The organism is Bradyrhizobium macuxiense, assembly GCF_007993935.1.
GTDB lineage: Bacteria > Pseudomonadota > Alphaproteobacteria > Rhizobiales > Xanthobacteraceae > Bradyrhizobium > Bradyrhizobium macuxiense_A.
In genome coordinates, this window is the sequence record NZ_VITY01000021.1 from 15685 (window position 1) to 35847 (window position 20163).

At 64.4% G+C, this 20163-nt stretch carries 20 protein-coding genes; 9 read left to right on the plus strand and 11 right to left on the minus strand.

The features are described 5' to 3' along the window. The first annotated feature begins 13 nt into the window (after window positions 1-13). The 3 genes from FBZ93_RS37150 to FBZ93_RS37160 all read left to right on the plus strand — a co-directional run bounded on the left by FBZ93_RS37150 (window position 14) and on the right by FBZ93_RS37160 (window position 4292). Window positions 14-970 carry an NAD-dependent epimerase/dehydratase family protein gene (locus FBZ93_RS37150; protein ID WP_146992425.1) on the plus strand — a complete coding sequence of 319 codons (957 nt, stop codon included), beginning with the start codon at window positions 14-16 and terminating at the stop codon, window positions 968-970. Next, on the plus strand, window positions 963-1838 hold the full coding sequence (locus FBZ93_RS37155) for a dihydrodipicolinate synthase family protein (RefSeq protein ID WP_146992427.1): 876 nt from the start codon (window positions 963-965) through the stop codon (window positions 1836-1838). The genes FBZ93_RS37150 and FBZ93_RS37155 overlap by 8 nt, the downstream gene beginning before the upstream one ends. A gap of 129 nt (window positions 1839-1967) precedes the next feature. Next, complete coding sequence (locus tag FBZ93_RS37160; RefSeq protein WP_146992429.1) at window positions 1968-4292, plus strand: xanthine dehydrogenase family protein molybdopterin-binding subunit; 2325 nt, start codon at window positions 1968-1970, stop codon at window positions 4290-4292. 80 nt (window positions 4293-4372) lie between these two features. Here FBZ93_RS37160 and FBZ93_RS37165 read toward each other — a convergent pair whose 3' ends face one another. Continuing rightward, window positions 4373-5155 (minus strand): DUF5677 domain-containing protein, encoded by a 783-nt coding sequence (locus FBZ93_RS37165; protein ID WP_146992431.1) that lies wholly within the window; start codon window positions 5153-5155, stop codon window positions 4373-4375. Beyond that, window positions 5156-5725, minus strand: a complete 570-nt coding sequence (locus tag FBZ93_RS37170) for a hypothetical protein (RefSeq protein ID WP_146992433.1) — start codon at window positions 5723-5725, stop codon at window positions 5156-5158. Window positions 5726-6106: 381 nt separating this feature from the next. On the opposite strand from FBZ93_RS37170, the gene FBZ93_RS37175 reads away from it, so the two are divergent. Then, window positions 6107-6451, plus strand: coding sequence for a hypothetical protein (locus FBZ93_RS37175; protein ID WP_146992435.1), 345 nt, complete (start codon window positions 6107-6109; stop codon window positions 6449-6451). A 185-nt stretch (window positions 6452-6636) separates the two neighbouring features. Here FBZ93_RS37175 and FBZ93_RS37180 read toward each other — a convergent pair whose 3' ends face one another. From FBZ93_RS37180 to FBZ93_RS37200, 5 genes are all read right to left on the minus strand, one after another. Next, entirely contained in the window at window positions 6637-7152 is a 516-nt protein-coding gene (locus FBZ93_RS37180) for a type II toxin-antitoxin system VapC family toxin (protein WP_146992436.1), read from the minus strand. Continuing rightward, window positions 7153-7902, minus strand: coding sequence for a hypothetical protein (locus FBZ93_RS37185; protein ID WP_246667797.1), 750 nt, complete (start codon window positions 7900-7902; stop codon window positions 7153-7155). It abuts the gene before it with no gap. 302 nt (window positions 7903-8204) lie between these two features. Then, window positions 8205-9401, minus strand: a complete 1197-nt coding sequence (locus tag FBZ93_RS37190; protein WP_146992438.1) for an acyl-CoA dehydrogenase family protein — start codon at window positions 9399-9401, stop codon at window positions 8205-8207. Window positions 9402-9413: 12 nt separating this feature from the next. Beyond that, a complete protein-coding gene (locus FBZ93_RS37195) occupies window positions 9414-10559 on the minus strand; it encodes an acyl-CoA dehydrogenase family protein (RefSeq protein WP_146992440.1) in 1146 nt (381 codons plus the stop codon). An 8-nt stretch (window positions 10560-10567) separates the two neighbouring features. Beyond that, the gene (locus FBZ93_RS37200; RefSeq protein ID WP_146992442.1) at window positions 10568-11422 is read right to left on the minus strand and encodes an enoyl-CoA hydratase; all 855 of its coding nucleotides are present in this window, start codon (window positions 11420-11422) and stop codon (window positions 10568-10570) included. A 158-nt stretch (window positions 11423-11580) separates the two neighbouring features. Here FBZ93_RS37200 and FBZ93_RS37205 point away from each other — a divergent pair, with 158 nt between their 5' ends. The 3 genes from FBZ93_RS37205 to FBZ93_RS37215 are packed head-to-tail and all read left to right on the plus strand — an operon-like array spanning window position 11581 to window position 13615. Further along, window positions 11581-12195, plus strand: a complete 615-nt coding sequence (locus FBZ93_RS37205; protein WP_146992444.1) for a LemA family protein — start codon at window positions 11581-11583, stop codon at window positions 12193-12195. A gap of 21 nt (window positions 12196-12216) precedes the next feature. Beyond that, window positions 12217-13113, plus strand: a complete 897-nt coding sequence (locus FBZ93_RS37210; RefSeq protein ID WP_146992446.1) for a TPM domain-containing protein — start codon at window positions 12217-12219, stop codon at window positions 13111-13113. Between the two features lie 4 nt (window positions 13114-13117). Then, the gene (locus FBZ93_RS37215) at window positions 13118-13615 is read left to right on the plus strand and encodes a TPM domain-containing protein (RefSeq protein WP_146992448.1); all 498 of its coding nucleotides are present in this window, start codon (window positions 13118-13120) and stop codon (window positions 13613-13615) included. Window positions 13616-13725: 110 nt separating this feature from the next. Here FBZ93_RS37215 and FBZ93_RS37220 read toward each other — a convergent pair whose 3' ends face one another. The 4 genes from FBZ93_RS37220 to FBZ93_RS37235 form a co-directional block, all read right to left on the minus strand. Next, window positions 13726-14340 (minus strand): glutathione S-transferase family protein, encoded by a 615-nt coding sequence (locus tag FBZ93_RS37220; RefSeq protein WP_146992450.1) that lies wholly within the window; start codon window positions 14338-14340, stop codon window positions 13726-13728. A 127-nt stretch (window positions 14341-14467) separates the two neighbouring features. Further along, on the minus strand, window positions 14468-15781 hold the full coding sequence (locus FBZ93_RS37225) for an MFS transporter (RefSeq protein WP_246667798.1): 1314 nt from the start codon (window positions 15779-15781) through the stop codon (window positions 14468-14470). A 125-nt stretch (window positions 15782-15906) separates the two neighbouring features. Next, a complete protein-coding gene (locus FBZ93_RS37230; protein ID WP_146992452.1) occupies window positions 15907-16716 on the minus strand; it encodes an MBL fold metallo-hydrolase in 810 nt (269 codons plus the stop codon). After that, entirely contained in the window at window positions 16713-17087 is a 375-nt protein-coding gene (locus FBZ93_RS37235; RefSeq protein ID WP_146992454.1) for a Crp/Fnr family transcriptional regulator, read from the minus strand. Before FBZ93_RS37235 ends, FBZ93_RS37230 begins: the two co-directional genes overlap by 4 nt. Before the next feature lie 204 nt (window positions 17088-17291). On the opposite strand from FBZ93_RS37235, the gene FBZ93_RS37240 reads away from it, so the two are divergent. Together FBZ93_RS37240 and FBZ93_RS37245 are read left to right on the plus strand one after the other, a co-directional pair. Beyond that, complete coding sequence (locus FBZ93_RS37240) at window positions 17292-18374, plus strand: hypothetical protein (protein WP_146992456.1); 1083 nt, start codon at window positions 17292-17294, stop codon at window positions 18372-18374. A gap of 148 nt (window positions 18375-18522) precedes the next feature. Further along, on the plus strand, window positions 18523-20070 hold the full coding sequence (locus FBZ93_RS37245) for a hypothetical protein (RefSeq protein WP_146992457.1): 1548 nt from the start codon (window positions 18523-18525) through the stop codon (window positions 20068-20070). Window positions 20071-20163 lie beyond the last annotated feature (93 nt).

Consider the following 20163-nt stretch of genomic DNA (forward strand, 5'->3'; position numbering starts at 1 on the left):
CGGGGCGGAAGTCATGCGCGTGTTGTTGACCGGCTCTTCCGGCTGGCTCGGCCGCTTCCTTGCGCCGCGGCTCCAGCGGGCAGGCCATGATGTGGTCGGCCTCGACGTTGTCCCGGGTGCGGCGACCGATGTCATCGGCTCGGTAGCTGACCGGTCCGTGATCGACCGTGTCTTCGGCGACCACGGCATCGAGGCCGTGATCCATGGCGGCGCGCTGCACAAGCCAGATATCGCGCGGTTCGCGCCGCAGGCCTTTGTCGACGTCAATGTATCAGGCACGCTCAATCTGCTGCAGGCGGCCGCGGCCGCCGGCCATGAGCGTTTCGTGTTCACCTCGACGACCTCGCTGATGATATCGCAGGCGATCCGCGACGAGGAAGGCCATGCGGCGGTCTGGCTCGACGAGGCCTCGGCGCCGCTCGAGCCGCGCAACATCTACGGCGTGACAAAACTCGCCGCCGAAGCGCTGTGCCGGCTGTACAGCCGCGAGCATGGGTTGAACTGCGCGGTGCTGCGCACCAGCCGCTTCTTCCCCGAGGATGACGACACCATCCGCGACATCCATGGCGAGAACCTGAAGGCGACCGAGCTGCTGTACCGCCGCCTCACGGTCGAGGACGCCGCCGATGCCCATGTCGTGGCGCTGCAGAATATCCGCGGCTTCGAGGTCTTCGTGATCAGCGCGCCGACGCCATTTGCGCGCGGCGATGTTGCTGCCCTGAAGACGGACGCGGCCGGCGTGATCGCGGGCTATTTCCCCGATGCGCCGGCGCTGTTTGCAAAGCGCGGCTGGCGGCTGCCTCAATCGATCGGCCGGATCTATGACGCGAGCAAGGCCGAACGGCTGCTCGGTTTCCGTGCGGTAACCGACTTTGCAGCGGTGCTCGGCGCCCTGCGCAGCGGCGAGCCGCTTCCCTTTGCGCACGATCCCGATTATGTCTCGCCGTCAACGAGGCTTGCAAATGGCTGACTTCCACGGCGTCTTTCCATATCTGGTGTCTCCGGTCGATCCCGCAGGCCATGTCCGCACCGAGGTGCTGGGCCGGCTCTGTGACGATCTGATCAAGGCCGGCGTCCACGGCTTGACGCCGCTCGGCTCGACCGGCGAATTCGCCTATCTCAACAATGCGCAGCGCATGCAGGTGGTGGCGACCACGATCGAGGCCGCGCAGGGCCGCGTGCCGGTCGTGGCCGGCGTCGCCTCGACCTCGACGGCCGATGCAGTGGCGCAGGCCAAGGCCTACCAGAAGCGGGGTGCTGCCGGCATTCTCGCGATCCTGGAGGCGTATTTTCCGCTCAGTGATGCGCAGGTGGAATCCTATTTCCGCGCCATCGCCGACGCGGTCGATATTCCCGTCGTGATCTACACCAATCCGAATTTCCAGCGCTCCGACCTGACGCTCGATGTCATCGCGCGTCTCGCCGAGCATCCGCGGATCGGCTACATCAAGGATGCTTCGACCAATACCGGCCGGCTGCTGTCGATCATGAACCGCTGCGGCGACAGCCTGAAAGTGTTCTCGGCATCCGCTCATATTCCGGCCGCAGTGATGCTGATCGGCGGCCATGGCTGGATGGCAGGCCCCGCCTGCATCATCCCGCGGCAGAGTGTCGAGCTCTACAATCTCTGCCGCCGCACCCGCTGGGACGAGGCGATGACCGTGCAGCGCAAGCTCTGGCGCATCAACGAGGCGTTCGCCCGCTTCAACCTCGCCGCCTGCATCAAGGCCGGGCTCGCGATCCAGGGCTACGATGTCGGCGACCCCGTGCCGCCGCAGGCGCCGCTCACCGCCGAGCAACGCAAGGTGGTCGAGGCCGCTTTGCGCGATCTTGCCTGAAACTGGCTTGCGCGTTGCCTCTGGCTTGCGGGATGCATAAAGCGCATTACGCCGTCTTTCCCGGGCGTGTTGTCTCGCGCCGAAAATCCGTTAAAACCCGCCGAAATTTCTGAACTCAAGGACCATTCGATGAACATTCTTCCCGGCAATATGCGTTTTGGTGCGGGCCAGCCCGTCAAGCGTCTGGAAGACCAGCGGCTGGTCACCGGGAAGGGGCATTTCATCGACGACAAGCCGCAGGACGGCGCGCTCTGGCTGCACGTGCTGCGCTCGCCGCATGCCCACGCCAACATCAAGGCGATCGACGCCAAGGCGGCGCTGGAGATGCCCGGCGTCAAGGCGGTCTATACCGGCGCCGACCTCGTCAAGGACGATATCGGCACGCTGCCGACGCTCGCGATCTTCAAGCGGCCCGATGGCTCGCCGATGACCGTGCCGCCGCGGCGCCTGCTGGCGCATGAGGTGGTTCGCTACGCCGGCGAGGGTGTCGCGGCCGTGGTCGCGACCTCGCGGACGCTGGCGCAGACCGCGGCGGAGGCGATCGAGGTCGACTACGAGGTGCTGCCGTCGGTGGTCGATCCGGTCGAGGCGATCAAATCAGGCGCGCCGGCGGTCTGGCCGGAGGCGCCCGACAACATCGTCGCTGCGATGAGCTACGGCGACGCCGCCAAGGTCGAGCAAGCCTTCGCCAGCGCCGCCCACAAGGTGTCGCTCGATCTCATCAGCCAGCGCCTGGTGCCGTCGGCGATGGAGCCGCGCTCGACCATCGCCGAAATCGAGAAGAAGACCGGACGGCTGATCCTCCACGTGCAGTCGCAGACCCCGGGCTCGACCCGCGATCTCCTCGCGGAATCGATCCTGAAGCGGCCGAAGGACAGCGTGCGCGTGCTGGTCGGCGATATCGGCGGCGGCTTCGGCCAGAAGACCAGCCTCTATCCGGAAGACGGCATCGTCGCCTATGCCGCGACCAAGCTGAACGAGAAGATCCGCTGGCGCGGCGACCGCACCGACGAGTTCGTCGGCGGCACCCACGGCCGCGACCTCACCTCGACCGGCGAGTTCGCGCTCGACGCCAAGGGCCGCGTGCTGGCCTATCGGGTGCGCTCGATCGGCGGCACCGGCGCTTACTCGTCGGGCACCGCCAACATCATTCCGCTGGTGCTCGGCCCGTTCGTGCAAACTGGCGTGTACGATCTGCCGCTGGTGCATTTCGAGGTGAAGTCGGTGATGACCCACACCGCGCCGGTCGGTGCCTATCGCGGCGCCGGCAGGCCGGAGGCGGTGTTCATCGTCGAGCGGCTGTTCGACGCCGCCGCGCGGCAGATCGGCATGGACCCGCGCACCATCCGCAAGGTCAACTACATCAAGCCGGCGCAGCTGCCCTACACCAATGCGGTCGGGCAGGTGTACGACTCCGGCGCCTTCGCCCACATGCTGGAGCGCGCCTCCGATCTCGCCGACTGGAACGGCTTTGCCGCGCGCAAGAAGGCGGCCAAGAAGAAGGGCCTGCTCTACGGCCGCGGGCTGACCAGCTACATCGAATGGACCGGCGGCCGCGCCCACACCGAAAACGTCTCGCTGCATGCGACCGCCGAAGGCCGCATCGTCCTGCATTCCGGCACCATGGCGATGGGGCAGGGCCTCGCCACCACCTACACCCAGATGATATCAGATACGCTCGGCATTGCCATGGACAAGATCGACGTCATCCAGGGCGACACCGATCTCGCCACCGGCTTCGGCAGCGTCGGCTCGCGCTCGCTGTTCGTCGGCGGCACCGCGGTCGCGGTCTCCGCCAACGACATGATCAACAAGGCGCGCGACAGGGCATCCAACCTGCTGGAAGCCTCCGTCGAGGACATCGAATATCGCGACGGCTTCCTCACCGTGGTCGGCACCGACAGGCGCATCAGCCTGTTCGAGATCGCGAAGAAAGAAAACGGCGCCAAGCTCTCGGTCGAGAGCGAGGGCAATGTCGACGGCCCGAGCTGGCCGAACGGCACGCATATCTGCGAGGTCGAGATCGATCCCGAGACCGGCGTCACGCGGGTGGTGCGCTACACCACGGTCGACGACGTCGGCGTCGCCGTCAATCCGATGCTGGTGACCGGGCAGGTGCATGGTGGCGTTGTCCAGGGCATCGGCCAGGCGCTTTACGAAGGCGTCGCCTACAGCGAGGAAGGCCAGCTTCTGACCGCAAGCTATCAGGACTATTGCATCCCGCGCGCCTCGGACATTCCGCCGATGTCAGTGACGCTCGATCCCTCCGCGCCCTGCAAGACCAATCCGCTCGGCGCCAAGGGCTGCGGCGAGTCGGGCGCGATCGGCGGGCCGCCCTGCATCACCAACGGCGTGATGGATGCCTTGAGCGAGGTCGGGATCGCTCAGCTCAACACACCGCTGACGCCGGTGAAGATCTGGCAGGCGATCCAGGACGCGAAGGCGGGGGCCTAGCCCTGCTGTCATTTCCGCCTCGAACGTAGCCGGTAAGGCAAAGGGCCGCTAACGCGGGGGGTATTTCCAACACCTTGGCCCTAGTCGTCGCGCTCGCTTCCGTCACGCGTCCGGTTCGACAGCTCGTCGTGGCGCGCGGCGCGGGCTTGGAGCTGTTCGCCGCCCGGTGTTCCCCCAAGAATCTGGTTGACGCCGACGCATACCCCGAGCGCCGACATTGACAGATACTCCAGCGTTTCCGCGACCTCGTTGGGCCGGACGATGGGATTGGTGTCAAAGCCGGGCCCCTGGAGATCAGCGACAACGTAACGGTTGAGCGCCGTTACGGACGGGTGGGCTGAGTCCGATGAGAGCTGCGCATAGAAGATATAGCTGCGCTTGAAGTCGCCCCGGATGCCCGCGACAGCTTTCGGATTGAGCACCTTAGTAACCGGCCCATTCCGGTTGAGGTCGCGCATCTGGGTGCGCAGCCGTTCCTCAACTTTTCCGTCAAGCTGGTGCTCGCCGGAGAATATGGCCTGTCCCATGGAACGGCGATGGCTCAGTTCATCGTCGCGCATCTGTTTGACGAACGTATCACCGTCCTCCACGAGGCCGACAGTCCAATAGAGATTTTCGAGAACACAGCGCGTGATGGTGCGCGCCTCGACTATCCTGCTGGCATGCAGGAGGGTGAGCGCTGCTTTGAGGTTTGAGACTGTACGCGCGAGTAGCGTCAGGCTTAGATATGTGGGATCGGCGAAGCCTTTTTCCGTGATTTTGACGTCGGCAGTTGCGAAGATCGCATCGGCCGTTCCGCCAATCTGTTCGCAGTGTGCCTTCCAGTCCTCGATGAGAGGCGCCATCTTTCCCTGGGAGGCCATTCAAAAAACTGCCTTCAGGAAAGTGAAAGCTGCCGCAACGAGTACGCCCAATGCAACCAGGGGGCCCTTTTCGTATTCGGCGACGCGTCTTGCGACGAACTCAATGGCTGACAGCGGAAGCAGCAAAGCCGCGACGGCTACCACCGTAACGGAGAATAGGAATCCTTTCATCCCCGTAACCACACCGAAGAAAGAGACACTGGCCATTACGCTGTACAGCGCGATGAGTTGCATGTCCTTGTTGTCTAGTACCCTGCCATCATACGCGAGGAGAAGGCCACCTAGGACGGCCGCAGAGCTCACTGCAAAGTAACAGAAGAAGACGGCAACTGAAATTGCCCCGGTCAGGAGCATAGCGATGGTCATCAAAGTCGTGACGACCGGAGAGTCTTCGCGCATAGCTTTGGCAAAGCGTGTGGACAGCGCGGTAGCGCGACATTCATCCAAGAAAGACCAAGCCCGGATATTCCACAGTGCCAACGCATGCTGCTGGGCATCGGAAAGCAGAATGCTGAGGCTTGTCAAAACGAACGCCGTTGCGCTCAGCGGCATCAGACCTTTGTTCAGCATCTGACCAGCCTCCTCGTAGTCCGAATGCTACACGATTCGCCTTCCGATTTGGGCGTTCAACGCCGGATATGCCCGAGCCAAGACATAGTCGCTCTTGCGGCGCTTGCCAGTCCTGGGAAGCTACATAGACGGCTAAGGCCCTGGAATTGCCGGACATGTTCAGTGAAAGCACATCGCGGCCTTGACGCGCCTAGCCTGGCACAGCACTGGGCTTTCCATGCGCCAAGCCGGAATCCGGCTTAGTCAGCCAGTCAGATAGAAAAGCCGCTGGCCCTGTGAGGCAATTAAAAATCGCGCTAGAACGTTTCCTGCCTAATTCAACATCTGTGTTACGCATAGGCGGACTGTTGCGCGGCGGCGATGATCACAGGGGGCAGGGTCGTGGAAGACGCTTCGGATAGCTCGTCCTATCGGCTGGTAAAGCTTTGGTGGCGTCGGGCCTATAAGTGGGTGCCGATTGGCGCTGCGCTCATTGCTGGTTTGGCGGCGCTGCTGGCTAACGTACGCGCCATCGGTGAGTTTTTCGGCTTGACGCCAAGGGATGAGCCGAAACTGAAACTCGTCTTGAAAGAAGATCGGGACATGAACAACATACGGCCGCACGATACGCCGGAAGGTTTCGTTTTCAGCTTCACACTGACGAAGGTTGGCGCAGAGCTGGTGAGAAACTGCCGTATTGAAATGCTATACGACCGCGAGCCGCAGACCATTAAAGAGACGACCTGAATCGTTCTCACTTCCCTCAGGAGTCGTCAGAAGAGATATCGGCGTTACATTGGTTCCGTTCGAGTATAGGGGCTTAAGGGGTCCCTTTTATGCCTACGTCCTGTGCGACAATGTTGGCTCAGAGCAAATTGTGGCCGATGGGCGCTAGCGCGGTGTTGCCCTTGAGGAGCCGCGATGTTAGCCGCTTAAGGCCTCTCCGGCTTTAGTTTATCGAACAGGTCGGGCGTTTTCTCAGGCGGGTCGGGCAAATCCTGCAACCGGATAACCTCGAAGCCTTCCGCCTTGCCGAACCGGAAAATGTCGTCGTCGTTCGAATATATCCGCTCAGCGCCCTCGACCTGGGCAATCGCGATGATTTGCCGATCGAACTTCACCTTGGCCCAGCTTTCCGTGCCTTCCTTCTTATCCTTATTGCGCACCGCCTGGCGGTGCCGTTCAGCGGCCTCGACCGCTGCGCGCGGCCCGAACGATGCGATACGGAAGCGCGGCGTCTTGCTGAGGATCTCCAGGTACTGCGGCGCCGCATCACCCGCGCCAATCAGCACCTCGCTCAGTGCTGGCGTCGGGATGATGACGACGTCCTTCTGCCTATCGAGGGTTTCGATAAGGTGCGTGAGTTTTGCATCGACCTCGCCGACACCTTTTACGCGGGGGTCTAAGAGCGGCACCAGGAACGATGTATCGAAGACCACCACCGCCATTTAGTGACGGCCCTTGTCATCGCGCCGCAGGCCAAGAATGTCGCTTAGCGCGTCGTCGCTTTCGTGCCAGGTGCCGCCCTCGACCGCCCGCAGCTTGCCGACCACGTCGGCCATCGGGCTGTCATCTAGCACCTCGAAATCATTGATGTCGAATTGTTCGAGATTCCAGGCGCCGCTTTCCTCGCGCACCCACTTGCCGCTGCCATGCACGCGGATGACGCCGTTCAGGTAATAGGGCGCGAGCCGACGCGCGACCTCTTCGCCGCGCACGTTGCAATGATACTCAACGTCACCGTCCTTGAGCCAAACCGGAATCGTCTCATCGCGGCCGCCGATACGGATAATCCGGCCGTCGAGTGTGCCGACCTCGCGGAACGGCCCGTACTTCACGGGCTTCGGCCGGGTGCGGCCGGGGAATTCAATCACCTGGCCGACCGTCGGTCCGGTCAGCGTCGCAACGGCGCCGTCCTTGGCCAGGAGGTTGTCGATCTTCTTGAAGGCCTGCATGGCGTCTTTTGGCCCGTCGCCCCGGCTGACGCGGCTCACGCGCTCCTCAACCTTCGGGAAGGCGACCGGCTCAATGGTCGAGACGAGTACCGCGCTGCCCTTCTCCATGTGCGAGAAATGCACTCGCTCGCACTCGCCCAGCAGAACGGCCAGCTCCGCCATGTACTCCGCCAGGCGGGCCATAGGCAGGCTATCGACGCTGAAAACGTCGATTTTCAAGCGATATTGCTGCTGTTCTGCCACGTCGAAGCGTTCCTTAATTGTTCCTAAAATAACACCATCCTGGCCGAATGGTATGAGGGGGATGTCAATTTTTTCCTGACGCTGGGCGGGCGGCCACGCTGGCCTGCCTATGGCGATGTGGCGCTGGGGACCCCAAAAGGAATCTCCCTGGAGTAGCGGGGGGATGTCGTCGTCTTCACAGGCTGTAGATGTTGCCGCTGATCTTCGCGTCGGAATTGTCGAGCCCGGCAGCACGAGGTGGCTGCCGACCGCTGTCCGGCAACGACCGCGCTGGCGCGGGCCCCGGATTGACGGGGGCAGCGTTACAACCCCAACACCATCTTCGCGATGATGTCGCGCTGGATCTCCGACGAGCCGCCGAAGATCGTGTACGCCCGCCCGTTGAGATATTCCGGCACCACCGGCAGCAGCTCCTCGGGAATCGCCGGCTCGTGGTTGAGCCGGTAGAACGGCCGCGCCGGCTCGACCGCAAGGCCGTCCTGGCCGATCACGTCGACGCCGAGCCGCGTCACCGCCTGGCGGATTTCGCTGACGCGGAGCTTGATCAGCGACGACACCGCGCCGGGATTCTGCCCGGTCTGCAGCGCCGACAGCACCCGCAGCTCGGTCATCTCCAGCGCGTCGATGTCGACCTCGACCTCCGACATCCGCATCGCGATATCGGGATCATCGATGGCGCGGCCGGTGACATCTGACTCCGCGAGATCGGAGATCGTCTTCAGCGCCTCGCGCAGTTTTGCCGATGCGATGCCGGAGCCGCGCTCGAATTCCAGCAGGTACTTGCCGTAGGTCCAGCCCTTGCCTTCCTCGCCGACGCGATTGGCGACGGGCACGCGGACGTCGTCGAAGAACACCTGGTTGACCTCGTGGTCGCCGCCGATGGTCAGGATCGGGCGCGTGGTGATGCCCGGCGTCTTCATGTCGATGAGAATAAAACTGATGCCGTCCTGCTGCCGCTCGCCCTCATTGGTGCGCACGAGCGCGAACATGCGGTTGGCGTGATGCGCATGCGTGGTCCAGATCTTGGTGCCGTTGATGATGTAGTCGTCACCGTCGCGCACTGCGCGGGTCTTCAGCGAGGCGAGGTCGGAGCCGGAGCCCGGCTCGGAATAGCCCTGGCACCAGTAATCCTCGCCGGAGAGAATCCGCGGCAGATAGAAGTTCTGCTGCTCGGGCGAGCCGAAGCCGATGATGACGGGGCCGACCATCTTCACGCCCATCACGTTGACATTCGGCACGCCGGCGCGGGCGCACTCGGCCTCGAAGATCCATCGCTGCGCCGGCGTCCAGTCCGGGCCGCCATGTTCGACCGGCCAGCCCGGCGCGCCCCAGCCCTTCTTGTGCAGCGCGCGCTGCCAGGCCATGCCGATGTCGGGATCGGAGAACACCGACGGCGTCAGCGCGGTGGCGCGCTTCATCTCCGGCGTCAGACTCTCGGCGATATAGTCGCGGACTTCCTGTTCGAAGGCGCGTTCCTCGGCACTGAAGGTGAGATCCATGTGCGCTCTCCGTTATGCGTGGACGCGGCCGCTCAGCGCGGCGTGGCGGCGATAATGATGGGCGCTGCCGCCGAACAGGGTGTCGAAGGCGAGCAGCCGCTTGAAATAGGCACCGATGTCGAGTTCCTCGGTGACGCCCATGGCGCCGTGCAGCTGCACCGCCTGCTCGGCGACGAAGCGCGCGCATTTGCCGATCTTCGCCTTGGCGCCGGAGGCGGCACGGCCGCGGGCGACCGGCTCGGCATTGGCCATCAGCGCGGCGCGCAATGCCATCGAGCGTGCCTCGTCGACCTGCATCGCCACATCGGCGAGGCGATGACGGATCACCTGGTTGGCCGACAGCGGCCGCCCGAACTGTTTCCGAATTTTGGTGTATTCGAGCGTTGTGTCGAGCAGCGTCTGCATGATGCCGACCGCTTCCGCGCCGAGCGCGGCCATCGCACGGTCGACCACGGTTTCGATCGCGGGCAGCGCATCGCTGCCATCGCCGAGCAGCGCGTCGGCAGGCAGTTGCACATCCCTGAGGTCGAGATTGCAGCCGCGCCCGCCGCCGAGCCGCGCATAGTCGCGCGAGGTGAGGCCGGGCGCACCGGCCGGCACAAGGAACAAGCCAAGCTTGCCGGATGCGCCATTGGCGTTCGCGATGCGGGCGGAGACGATGATCTGGCCAGCGGCGGCGCCGTCGAGCACCGCGACCTTGCTGCCGTTCAGCCGCCAGCCGCCGGCGGATTTGGTCGCCGTCGTGTCGACATGGGCGAGGTCGAAGCGCGCAGCGCGCTCCGAATGTGCGAAGGCGAGCGTGAGCGCGCCCTCGGCGATCTTGGGCAGGATCGCCTGCTTCTGCGCCTCGGTGCCGCATTCGGCGACCAGCGCAGCACCGATCACGACGGTGGAAAGGAACGGCTCGGACACCAGGCCGCGGCCGAACGCTTCCATCAACAGCCCGATCTCGATCGCGCCGCCGCCGAGCCCGCCATGGGCTTCGGCGATCGGCAGCGCCAGCCAGCCGAGCTCGGCGAATTGTTTCCAGATCGCGGGCGAATAACCCAGTGGGTCATTCGCCGCCTTTTTGCGATGCTCTGATGTGAAGGTCTCCGCCACGAAGCGGTCGGCACTTTCGCGCAGCAGGCGCTGCTCGTCGCTGAGGGTGAGGTCCATCTGGCTTTCTACACGTTGGCGGTTTTCTTGACGGAGGGATGCAGACCGGCGGGGTCTACCACCATTCCGAATTCCTGGAGATTGTGCGCGTGGCAGAGCTGATGCAGCGCGAACGCCTGATCGATCGCCGCGGGCTGCCCCATGATGTCGATCGAGCGGTTCACCGCCTCCTTGGAGAGCTTCAGCGCAAAAGTTGGTTTTGCGGCGATCCTGCGCGCCAGCGCCAGCGTGAACGACGAGAGATCGCCGCGCGGCACCACGTGATTGACCATGCCGAGGCGATGCGCCTCGTCGGCGCTCCAGACATCGGCGGTGAACAGCATCTCCTTGGCCTTGCGCGCGCCGAGCTCCCAGGGATGCACGAACCACTCGACGCCGCAGACGCCCATCGTCACCACGGGATCGCAGAACTCGGCATCATGGCTCGCGACGATCAGGTCGCAGGCCCAGGCCAGCATCAGCCCGCCGGCGATGCACTTGCCGTGCACCTCCGCGATCGTGGGCTTGGCGAGATTGCGCCAGCGTCGCGTGATCTGCAGGTAGATCTCCTGCTCGCGCGCGAAGCGGCCATGCGCGTTGGGTTCGGCGAAGCCGCCCCAATTTCCGACAGGCGGGAAATCGACGCCCGCCTCATTCTTGGCTCCTGGCCTGAGATCGTGACCGGCCGAGAAATGCGGGCCGTTGCCGGCGAGGATGATGACCTTGACCGCGTCGTCCTGCACCGCCCGATCGAAGGCGGTGTTGAGGTCGTAGGTCATCTGCAGGTTCTGGGCGTTGCGCGCCTCAGGGCGATTCATCACGATCCGCGTAATCGCGGGGTCGGGCCGCTCGACGACAATCGTCTCGAATTGTTCAGACGCCAATGGATCCTCCCGCGATCGATTTTTTCGCCATGATGAACGGCGCAGGGAGGGATAGGCAAGGGCCATCATCCGCAAAAGCGCGCGCGAAATCCGCGCCACGGGATTATCAGGCGGAAATCTGTTACCGTGAGCGAGAATCCACCGGGAGGACCATCTTCATGCGCAAGCTTTGGACCGTGCTGGCAGCGCTGGCGACCTTGAGCCTGACCAACTGCGGCTACAACGCGATCCAGACCAATGACGAGCAGGTCAAGTCGAGCTGGTCGGAGGTGGTGAACCAGTACCAGCGGCGTGCCGACCTGGTGCCGAACCTGGTCAACTCGGTGAAGGGCTTTGCGCAGCAGGAGAAGGACGTGCTGCTCGGCGTGACCAATGCGCGCGCCAAGGTCGGCAGCATCCAGGCGACGCCCGAGGTGCTCAACGATCCCGCAGCGTTCCAAAAGTTCACGCAGGCGCAGGGTGAGCTGACCAGCGCGCTGTCGCGGCTGCTGGTCGTGACGGAGAACTACCCGCAGCTGAAATCGGATGCGCTGTTCCGCGACCTAATGGCGCAGCTCGAAGGCACTGAGAACCGCATCACGGTGGCGCGCAATCGCTACATCAAGTCGGTGCAGGACTACAACGTCGGCATCCGCACCTTTCCGAACAATCTGACCGCGATGGCGTTCGGCTATAAGGAGAAGCCGAACTTCACGGTCGACAATGAGAAGGAGATATCGACCGCGCCGAAGGTCGATTTCAATCCGGCACCGTCGCCGTCGCCGTCGAAATAGCAACGGCGGGCGCCGATCGCGATGACCGCCGCACGCGTCATCTTGTTCGCCTTGCTGCTGGGCTTCGTGTGTCCGGCGTGGGCCGAGGTTGCAGTACCTCAGCTCACCGGCCGCGTCGTCGATCAGACCGGGACGCTGTCGGCTGCTGATGTCGCATCGCTGAACGACAGGCTGAAGGATCTGGAGACCCGCAAGGGCAGCCAGATCGCGGTCTTGATCGTGCCGACGTCAGGCGAGGAGACGATCGAGCAGTTCTCGATCCGCGTCGCCGAGGCCTGGAAGATCGGGCGCAAGAAAGTCGACGACGGTGCGCTGCTCGTCGTTGCCAAGAACGACCGGCATCTGCGCATCGAGGTCGGCTACGGCCTCGAGGGCGTGCTGAGCGACGTCGTCACCCATCGCATCATCGACGAGGACATCACACCGAAATTCAAGGCCGGGGATTTCGCCGGTGGCATCTCGGCCGGCATCGACCGGATGATCCGGCTGGTCAATGGCGAGCAATTGCCGGCACCGGAGCCCGAGCATTGGCAGGCGCCCAATCTGGTCGACTTCGCCAACCCGGTGGTGATTTTCGGCGTCATCATCGTGGCAGGCTTCCTGCGCGGCCTGCTGGGGCGGCTGTTGGGCTCGGTCGCGACCGGCGGCATCGTCGGCGCATTCACCTGGATGCTGGCCGGCTCGCTCGCCACCGCGCTGGTGGTCGGCCTGTTCGCCGGCATTGCGGCGCTGATCTTTGGCGGCTTGAATTTCGGCGGTCCGGCGGCGGGCTCGGGACCGTACCGGCGCGGCGGCGGTTATTCCGGGGGCTGGTCCGGCGGCGGGGGCTGGAGCAGCGGCTCGAGTTCGAGCGACAGCGGCGGCTTCAGCGGCGGAGGCGGCAGCTTCGGCGGCGGCGGCGCTTCGGGGAGCTGGTAGGGATATGAGCATCAAGCGCATCGGCAAGCATCTGATCGAGCATCGCTGGCGCGTGCGGCGTGAGTTCCCGCCGCGCGTGCTCGATTCGATCGAGCAGGCGATCAAAGCGGGTGAGGCCACTCATTCGGGCCAGATCCGTTTCGTCGTCGAGGGCGCACTCGACGGTGTGCCGCTGTTTCGCAATCAGCCGGCGCGGGAGCGGGCACTCGACGTGTTCTCGCATTTGCGGATCTGGGACACCCATCACAACAATGGTGTGCTGATCTATCTCCTGCTCGCCGACCGCGACGTCGAAATCGTCGCCGATCGCGGCATCGACGCGAAGGTCGGCCACGCCGGCTGGGAAGCGATCTGCCGCGCGATGGAAACGGACTTTCGGGCCGGCCGGTTCGAGCAGGGCGTGATCAAGGGGATCGCGGCGGTGTCGCGGGAGCTGGCGAAGTATTTTCCGCACGCCGAGGGCGGCCCGAACGAGCTGCCGGACAGGCCGGTGGTGATTTGAGTCCGGCTCTCTCCGCGTCATTGCGAGCGAAGCGAAGCAATCCATAACTCCACTTGCGGAGAGATGGATTGCTTCGTCGCTATTGCTCCTCGCAATGACCGAGGGAGCATCTACGCCTTCACCGACGGCCGCGCGGCGACGCGGTTGAACCAGGCGACGATGTTGGCGTTCGACTGGTCCAGCGGCTGGCCGACCTGGTTGCCGAAATCGATCCAGCAGTAGAGCAGCATGTCGGCGAGCGTGAAGCGATTGCCGCAGATGTAGTTGCGGCCGTCGGCCATCTGGCTATCAAGCCACTTGATGCGGTTGGCGGCGATCATCTTCAGCCCCGGCGAGGCTTCGGGCGCGACGGGAATTCGCTTCTCGAAGAATTTCAGCGCCTCGCCGAAGCGATACCCGTTGGCAAGCGGTTCGGCGATGTTGAGGTCGACCCGGCGCGTCCACATCCGGCACTCGGCGCGCTCTTCCGGCGTGCTGCCGATCATCGCGGGCGAGGGGTGCTTCTCCTCGAGATATTCGCAGATCGCCGTGATCTCCGAGAGGTAGTTGCCGCAGTCGAGCTCGAGCGCCGGCATCTGGCCGTGCGGATTGCGCTTCAGATGCGCTTCCTCGCGGTTCTCGCCCTTGCGCAGGTCGACGGTTTCTTTGGGTATCTCGATGCCCTTTTCCGCCATGAACATGCGCACGATGCGCGGATTGGGTCCGATCGAGTCGTAAAGCTTCATGGTCCTCGCTCCCTGTTCTTCAGCGTTATTCTTGCCGCTGTTGAACAGCGCACAAGCGGGATTGTCAAATACAGCGCCGCATGCCCGGTCGCGCAAGCTCGGGCGTCAGCCGTCGTACCGGTCGCGGTCATTGCGCCGGTTGAGTTGCTACTCCCGGCACCGACGGTCGTCCGCGATAGACCGACAGACCAACGAGGCCCACCGCTGCGGCGAAGAGGATGTAGTAGACCGGAGCAGCCTTGTCGCCCGTGACCTGGACCAGCCAGGTGTTGATGAACGGCGCCAGCCCGCCGAACAGCATCACGGCAAGATTGTACATCAGCGATGCCCCGGTCGAGCGTACGCCGACCGGGAATATCTCGGTCATGAAGGCCGGCATCGGCCCGGCCAGGGCTCCGAGCAGGACCGCGACGATCTGCAACTGCCAGAGGTTCGCTGTGGTCGGCGCGGCGACGAGCCGCTGCAAGATCACATAGAACAGCAAGCTGTAGATGATGAGCGCCGGAACCAGGACTGCGCGGCGACCGATCCGGTCGGAGAGGGCACCGCAGGCCACCGCCACCGCCGCATTGATGAGGCTGACGACGAGCAGCCCGAGCTGCGCATTCAGGATCGGCAGCTTGAGCTCGGCGACCGCATAGGTCGGCAGAAAGATCGCATTGACATAGTTGATCGCCGTGCCGGCCGCGATCAGGCAGAACGAGGCAATCAACTCGCGTGGATGTTCGGAGAACAATTGGCCGAGCGTGGTCTGCCTGCCCGGCTGCGCCGTCGCGGCCCTCTCGGCGAGATAGGCCTTGAATTCGGGCGACTCGTCGCACCTTTGGCGCAGGTACCATCCGGTCGGCCCGATCAGAATGCCGAGGATGAACGGTACGCGCCAACCCCAGCTCGCGAAGGCGTCCGCCGACAGGCCGAGATTGAGGCCGATCGCCATCGCGGCGCCGAGGCCGAACGCCAGCGATTGCGACACCATCTGGAACGAGCCGTAGAAGCCGCGCCGGCCGGGCGGCGCGAACTCGATCAGCATCGCGCTGGCGCTGCCGAACTCGCCGCCGGCGGAAAAGCCCTGGATCAGCCGCGCCAGCAGCAGCAACAGCGGCGCGGCGATTCCAATCGCGCCATAGGTCGGCAGGACGCCGAGCAGGCCGGTGCCGACAGCCATCAGCGATATCATCACGACCAGCGCCTTCTTGCGGCCGTGCTTGTCGGAGTAGAGCCCGAACACCAGGCCCCCCAGCGGCCGGGCTGCAAAGGCGATCCCGAATGTCGCGAAGGTGAGCAGCAGCGAGGAATGCGGATTGTCAGCGGGAAAGAACAGGTTGCTCAGGATGCCGGCGAACAGGCCAAAAACGGTGAAGTCGAACCATTCCAGCGCATTGCCGATCGTGGAGGAGATCACCACCCGGCGGCGCATCAGCGCCATCGTGTCAGCCTGCATCCGCTTCGTCTCCCCGCTGTCGGCAACGGCTTGCATCGCCGCGGCTGTGATTCTTATCGTTGCGAGCCGATCCTAGTGCAAAGTCATGGCAGGTCACAACGGGCGGCTTCGGCTGGGACCGAGCCTCAATCGTCGAGCTTGTTGAGGTCGCGCACCGACTGCATGATCGGCTCGAAGTTCGAGCGCGCATCGAGGGCGTCGAACAGTTGCGCGGTGTCCTCGAGCAAAGCGTGCGAGCGTTGCAGTGCGATCCGCACGTCGTCCTGCGGCGTGTCGGACAGCCGGCCGTGCCCCGACAGCAGGATCTTCGAATTGAGGCCCTTCAGCCGCTCCAGCGACTGGATGTAGTCGGCAATCGAGCCGGAGCCGAACACGCCGCCCATCACGCCGCCGGGCATCAGCGTGTCGGCGGCGAACAGCAGGCCCTTGTCCTGATCGAACAGCGAGATGCAGGCCGAGGTATGACCCGGCGTGTACATCACGTTGAGGCGGAAATTGCCGAGGTCGATCAGGTTGCCTTCCTCGAGCCAGATGTCGATGTCGATCGGCACGTTCGGTTCGTTGAACATCTTGCGCAGCATCGAGAAGTCGTCGCGCAGCATGATCTTGTTGGCGGCGAGCCGGTGCGCGGCGATATAGGCCGAGCCGTGGAAATGATAGGCCGCGCCGATGTGATCGAGATGCTCGTGGCTCAGCACCACCATGTCGATCATCTCGGGCGTGACCCCGAGGTGATTGAGGCAAGCGACAAGCGACGGATAATTGGTCGACAGCCCGACGTCGATCATGATGGTCCGCTTGCTGCCGCGCACGAGATAGGCATTCGCCGCGCGGTTCTTGAAGCGGATCTGGTAGACATCGTCGGCCGCCTGGATCAGCGTGGCGACGTCGGCGTCGAACAGCGTCTTGAACGGGCTCGGCTTGCGCTCGCTCATGGTGCGGCTGCCGCTCGGTAAGTGACGGCGTTGGAGGCGCGCAGGCGTTTCGAGAGCGCATCCATCACCATCAGCGCGAAGGCCGGCTGCTGGCTGACCAGATAGACGAAGCGGGCGTGGTTGATCCGCATCACGCGCGTCGCGGGCGCGGCCGCGATGGCGGTCGCCGAGCGCGCCGAGCCGTCGATCACGGCCATCTCGCCGAAGAACTCGCCCTTGCCGAGGCTGACGATGACCGTCTTGTTGCCGCCATCGATCTTGGCGATGTCGACAGTGCCGTCGAGCACGACAAATAGTTCGCGGCCGGTCGAGCCTTCCTCAAAAATGACGTCATCGACACCAAATTCATTGATGCATTTCTCGATCGTCATGGTGCTCCCCTGCCTTCTGGCTGGAAGATGACGGCATGTTAATCGGGAAAGCGCCGCGCGCAAACGGAGCTGTCGCAGATTGCCGCAGGGCAGCATCGCCCAAATCCGGCCCGGAAAACTCCCTAAAATTTAGGTAATGGCGGAGCGGGGTAACCATTTCGCAAGCAATAAAAGTTACCGAATTCTCAACCCAGTCTGGAGACTTTGAACGTGAGTGTGCAGCAGAGCGAGCCGGTCAGCGGTCAAGCCGGCGCCGAAATGGCGGCGAAGAGCGAGCCCGCGATGGCCGTGGCCGGTGTCGAGGCTCCGCGGCTCGCGCCCGAGCAGGAAGAGACCTCGCCGAAGGCGGACGCGCCCGGCATGGATGCGCCGAAGGCCGAAGCTTCCAAGGTTGAGCCGTCCCGGCTTGATCCCGCGATCGAGGCCAGGATCGACGCCAAGATTGACCCCAAGATCGAGCCGACCAATATGGCGGTGCCCAAGGTCGAGACCGGCAAGCGTGAAGAGCCACGTTTCCCGGGCAGGCTGATGATCATGGCGCCCGGTGACCGGACCTGGGACCATGAAGCGACCGCCTCCAAGCCGGGTGCCGAGCAGGCCGGCAAGACCGCCGGCAAACCGGCCGGCACGCGCCGGTTCGGGGCGATGGCCGCGGTGATTGCCCTGGCGACCGTGGCAGGCGCCATCGGTGGCGCGCTCGCGACCGCAGGGCTCGGCCATCTCGCCGCCCCCGCCGCTGCCTCCGTCAGGGATGTGGCTGCCAACAACGACGCCGCGGCCAAGGACGCTGCAAAGGAAGCGGCCGACGCCGCGCTCGCCCGGGTCGAATCCGAGATCGCCGCGCTGAAGGCCACCGTGGAGCAGACCGCCAAGGCCGGCCAGGCCCAGTTCAGCAAGGCCAGCGACCGGATCGAGAAGGTCGAGAAGGCCCAGGCCGAACCGATCGCCAAGCTCAACAAGCTCAGCGAGACCGTCGACAAGCTCCGCGCCCCGCAGACGACCGTCGCCGCGGCGACGCCCGCCCGCGAGGTCACCGGCTCGGTCCCGCCGGCGACTGCCGCGGCAGCGCCTGCCGCCCCGAAGCCCGAGGTCGGCCGCCTACCGGTGGTCGATGGTTGGGCGCTGCGCGACGTCGGCAATGGCGGCGCGCTGATCGAGGGCCGCGGCGGCATCTACGAGGTTTATGCCGGCGATCCCGTCCCCGGCCTCGGCCGCGTCGACGCCATCCGCAAGCAGGACGGCCGCTGGGTGGTCGTCACCAGCAAGGGCCTGATCGTCTCGCGTTAAAGTTTTGACGCGTTTTCTTCACGCGAACCGGTGCCCACTTCGCTCGAAAACGCTATGATTGCCCAGAGGCGACAACACCAAGGCGCTTCACCGCGATGTGAAGCGCCTTTTTTCTTGAATAGGATTTGCCGTGCGGTGTTAGTGGGGCATGGGCCGCGCGCTGAAATGCCTCCTGCTGATGTCCGTTCTGCTCGGCGGCGTCGTGGCCGCACGTGCCGCCGAGGATCGCGCGCTCGAACGCGGCGCGGCGGTGATCGATCCCGCTGTTCTGCGCGAGCTCGATCATGGCCGCTTTGGCCTCGGCCGGATGCTCGCGCCGGAGCGCTCCGCGGATACGCCGCTGTCCAATCGCGAGTTGTTCGCCTTGCCTGCGATGGTGCCGGTGCGCGAGGCGCTCGATCGCGAATTCGATCGCTACGTCTCAAAGCACAAAGCGAGCCTGCCGGACGAGAGCATCGGGGTCGGCGACGGCTTTGCGTTCCAGCTGTTCGATCGCGGCCTGTTCGAGTCTTCTGACGTCCGCTTCGTGCTGGCCGGCATCGTCAACCGTATGGATCGCGCCTATGTGGCGCTGAAAGACTGCGGCGAGATCCGGCTGATCTACCGGCTGACCCGCACCGATGTTCCGCTGATCGGCGAGAACGCGGTGTCGCAGCGGCTGCCGATGACGCTGAACCTGGTGCTGAAGGCGAAGGGCGACGGCAATGACGCGTCGCTCAGCTGCCGCGAGATCGCACGGCGCTGGCTCACGACCGCCGGCGCTCAGCCTGCGATGGACAAATTGTTCGGCAAGGACGGGCCGCTCGATTTGATCGACGTGCGGAATATCGATCGCATCGAGACCAATCTGCAGATCGCGCACGCGCCGAAATCCGCGGTGCGCGACTTCCGAACCGATTATCTGCTGAAGGTGTTCGACTATGACGGCGCGGCAAAGCGCTTTGCCGAGGCGCCGCTCGAGAACCAGATCGATCGCGACCGCATTCTCGCGGACGACGGATTGAAGCGCGACTTCAAGGCCTGGCTGCTGGATCCCAGACATTTCGCCGAACTCGATCGCGGCACCTTGTTGGTTCCCGATCGCTTCCTGGCAACCGGCGCGGTGGCGCCGACCCCGATCGGTTTCGACATCAGCGATCTGCAGCCGGAGTTCGGGATGGTGCAGGGCGAGGGCGGGGCCGGCGATGCGGTGTTCTCGGAGGGCGACGTCGTCGGGGCCTTGCAGAAGGCTGCTGCCGACGGAACCAAGCTGCAGAACATCCAGTCACTGGCCGGCTTCGAGCGGCGCCTTAACGACGTCACCTGCGCAGGCTGCCATCAGACCCGCGGCATCGGCGGCTTCCATTTCCCCGGCGTCGACTGGATGGCGGCAAAGCCGTCGAACTCCACCGTGGTGCCGGCCTCGCCGCATTTCTTCGGCGACCAACCTCGCCGCCGCGATATCCTAGCGAGCTTACGCGACGGCAAGGCGCCGGATTTCTCACGCGGCTTCTCAAACCGGCCGCAGCAGCGCGCCGGCACCGAGCTCGCGGGCACCGAATACAGCGACGGCTGGGGCGCGCACTGCTATCTGCCGGGCGCCAAGCCGGCCGAGACCGACCGCAGCTTCCGCGGCTGGACCTGTGCCGAGGGGCTTGCATGCCAGGTTGCCGGGAAAACATCCCGCATGGGCATGTGCTTCGTGAAGGGGCGCTGATCCGCCAGCCGGAACCGGAGCGGCTGCGCGTCAATATTTGATGCGAGACTGCAGGTACGACCTGACACCGTGTAACCGGGATCGTCGAAGCGA

Excerpts from the sequence above, each read along its gene's own strand:
- FBZ93_RS37245 (WP_146992457.1), top strand. The coding sequence starts at position 18,523 with ATGGGCCGCGCGCTGAAATGCCTCCTGCTGATGTCCGTTCTGCTCGGC.
- FBZ93_RS37160 (WP_146992429.1), top strand. The coding sequence starts at position 1,968 with ATGAACATTCTTCCCGGCAATATGCGTTTTGGTGCGGGCCAGCCCGTC.
- FBZ93_RS37210 (WP_146992446.1), top strand. The coding sequence starts at position 12,217 with ATGACCGCCGCACGCGTCATCTTGTTCGCCTTGCTGCTGGGCTTCGTG.
- FBZ93_RS37170 (WP_146992433.1), bottom strand. The coding sequence starts at position 5,725 with ATGCTGAACAAAGGTCTGATGCCGCTGAGCGCAACGGCGTTCGTTTTG.
- FBZ93_RS37230 (WP_146992452.1), bottom strand. The coding sequence starts at position 16,716 with ATGAGCGAGCGCAAGCCGAGCCCGTTCAAGACGCTGTTCGACGCCGAC.
- FBZ93_RS37225 (WP_246667798.1), bottom strand. The coding sequence starts at position 15,781 with ATGCAGGCTGACACGATGGCGCTGATGCGCCGCCGGGTGGTGATCTCC.
- FBZ93_RS37215 (WP_146992448.1), top strand. The coding sequence starts at position 13,118 with ATGAGCATCAAGCGCATCGGCAAGCATCTGATCGAGCATCGCTGGCGC.
- FBZ93_RS37190 (WP_146992438.1), bottom strand. The coding sequence starts at position 9,401 with ATGGATCTCACCTTCAGTGCCGAGGAACGCGCCTTCGAACAGGAAGTC.
- FBZ93_RS37165 (WP_146992431.1), bottom strand. The coding sequence starts at position 5,155 with ATGGCCTCCCAGGGAAAGATGGCGCCTCTCATCGAGGACTGGAAGGCA.
- FBZ93_RS37205 (WP_146992444.1), top strand. The coding sequence starts at position 11,581 with ATGCGCAAGCTTTGGACCGTGCTGGCAGCGCTGGCGACCTTGAGCCTG.
- FBZ93_RS37180 (WP_146992436.1), bottom strand. The coding sequence starts at position 7,152 with ATGGCGGTGGTGGTCTTCGATACATCGTTCCTGGTGCCGCTCTTAGAC.
- FBZ93_RS37150 (WP_146992425.1), top strand. The coding sequence starts at position 14 with ATGCGCGTGTTGTTGACCGGCTCTTCCGGCTGGCTCGGCCGCTTCCTT.
- FBZ93_RS37155 (WP_146992427.1), top strand. The coding sequence starts at position 963 with ATGGCTGACTTCCACGGCGTCTTTCCATATCTGGTGTCTCCGGTCGAT.
- FBZ93_RS37195 (WP_146992440.1), bottom strand. The coding sequence starts at position 10,559 with ATGGACCTCACCCTCAGCGACGAGCAGCGCCTGCTGCGCGAAAGTGCC.
- FBZ93_RS37220 (WP_146992450.1), bottom strand. The coding sequence starts at position 14,340 with ATGAAGCTTTACGACTCGATCGGACCCAATCCGCGCATCGTGCGCATG.
- FBZ93_RS37235 (WP_146992454.1), bottom strand. The coding sequence starts at position 17,087 with ATGACGATCGAGAAATGCATCAATGAATTTGGTGTCGATGACGTCATT.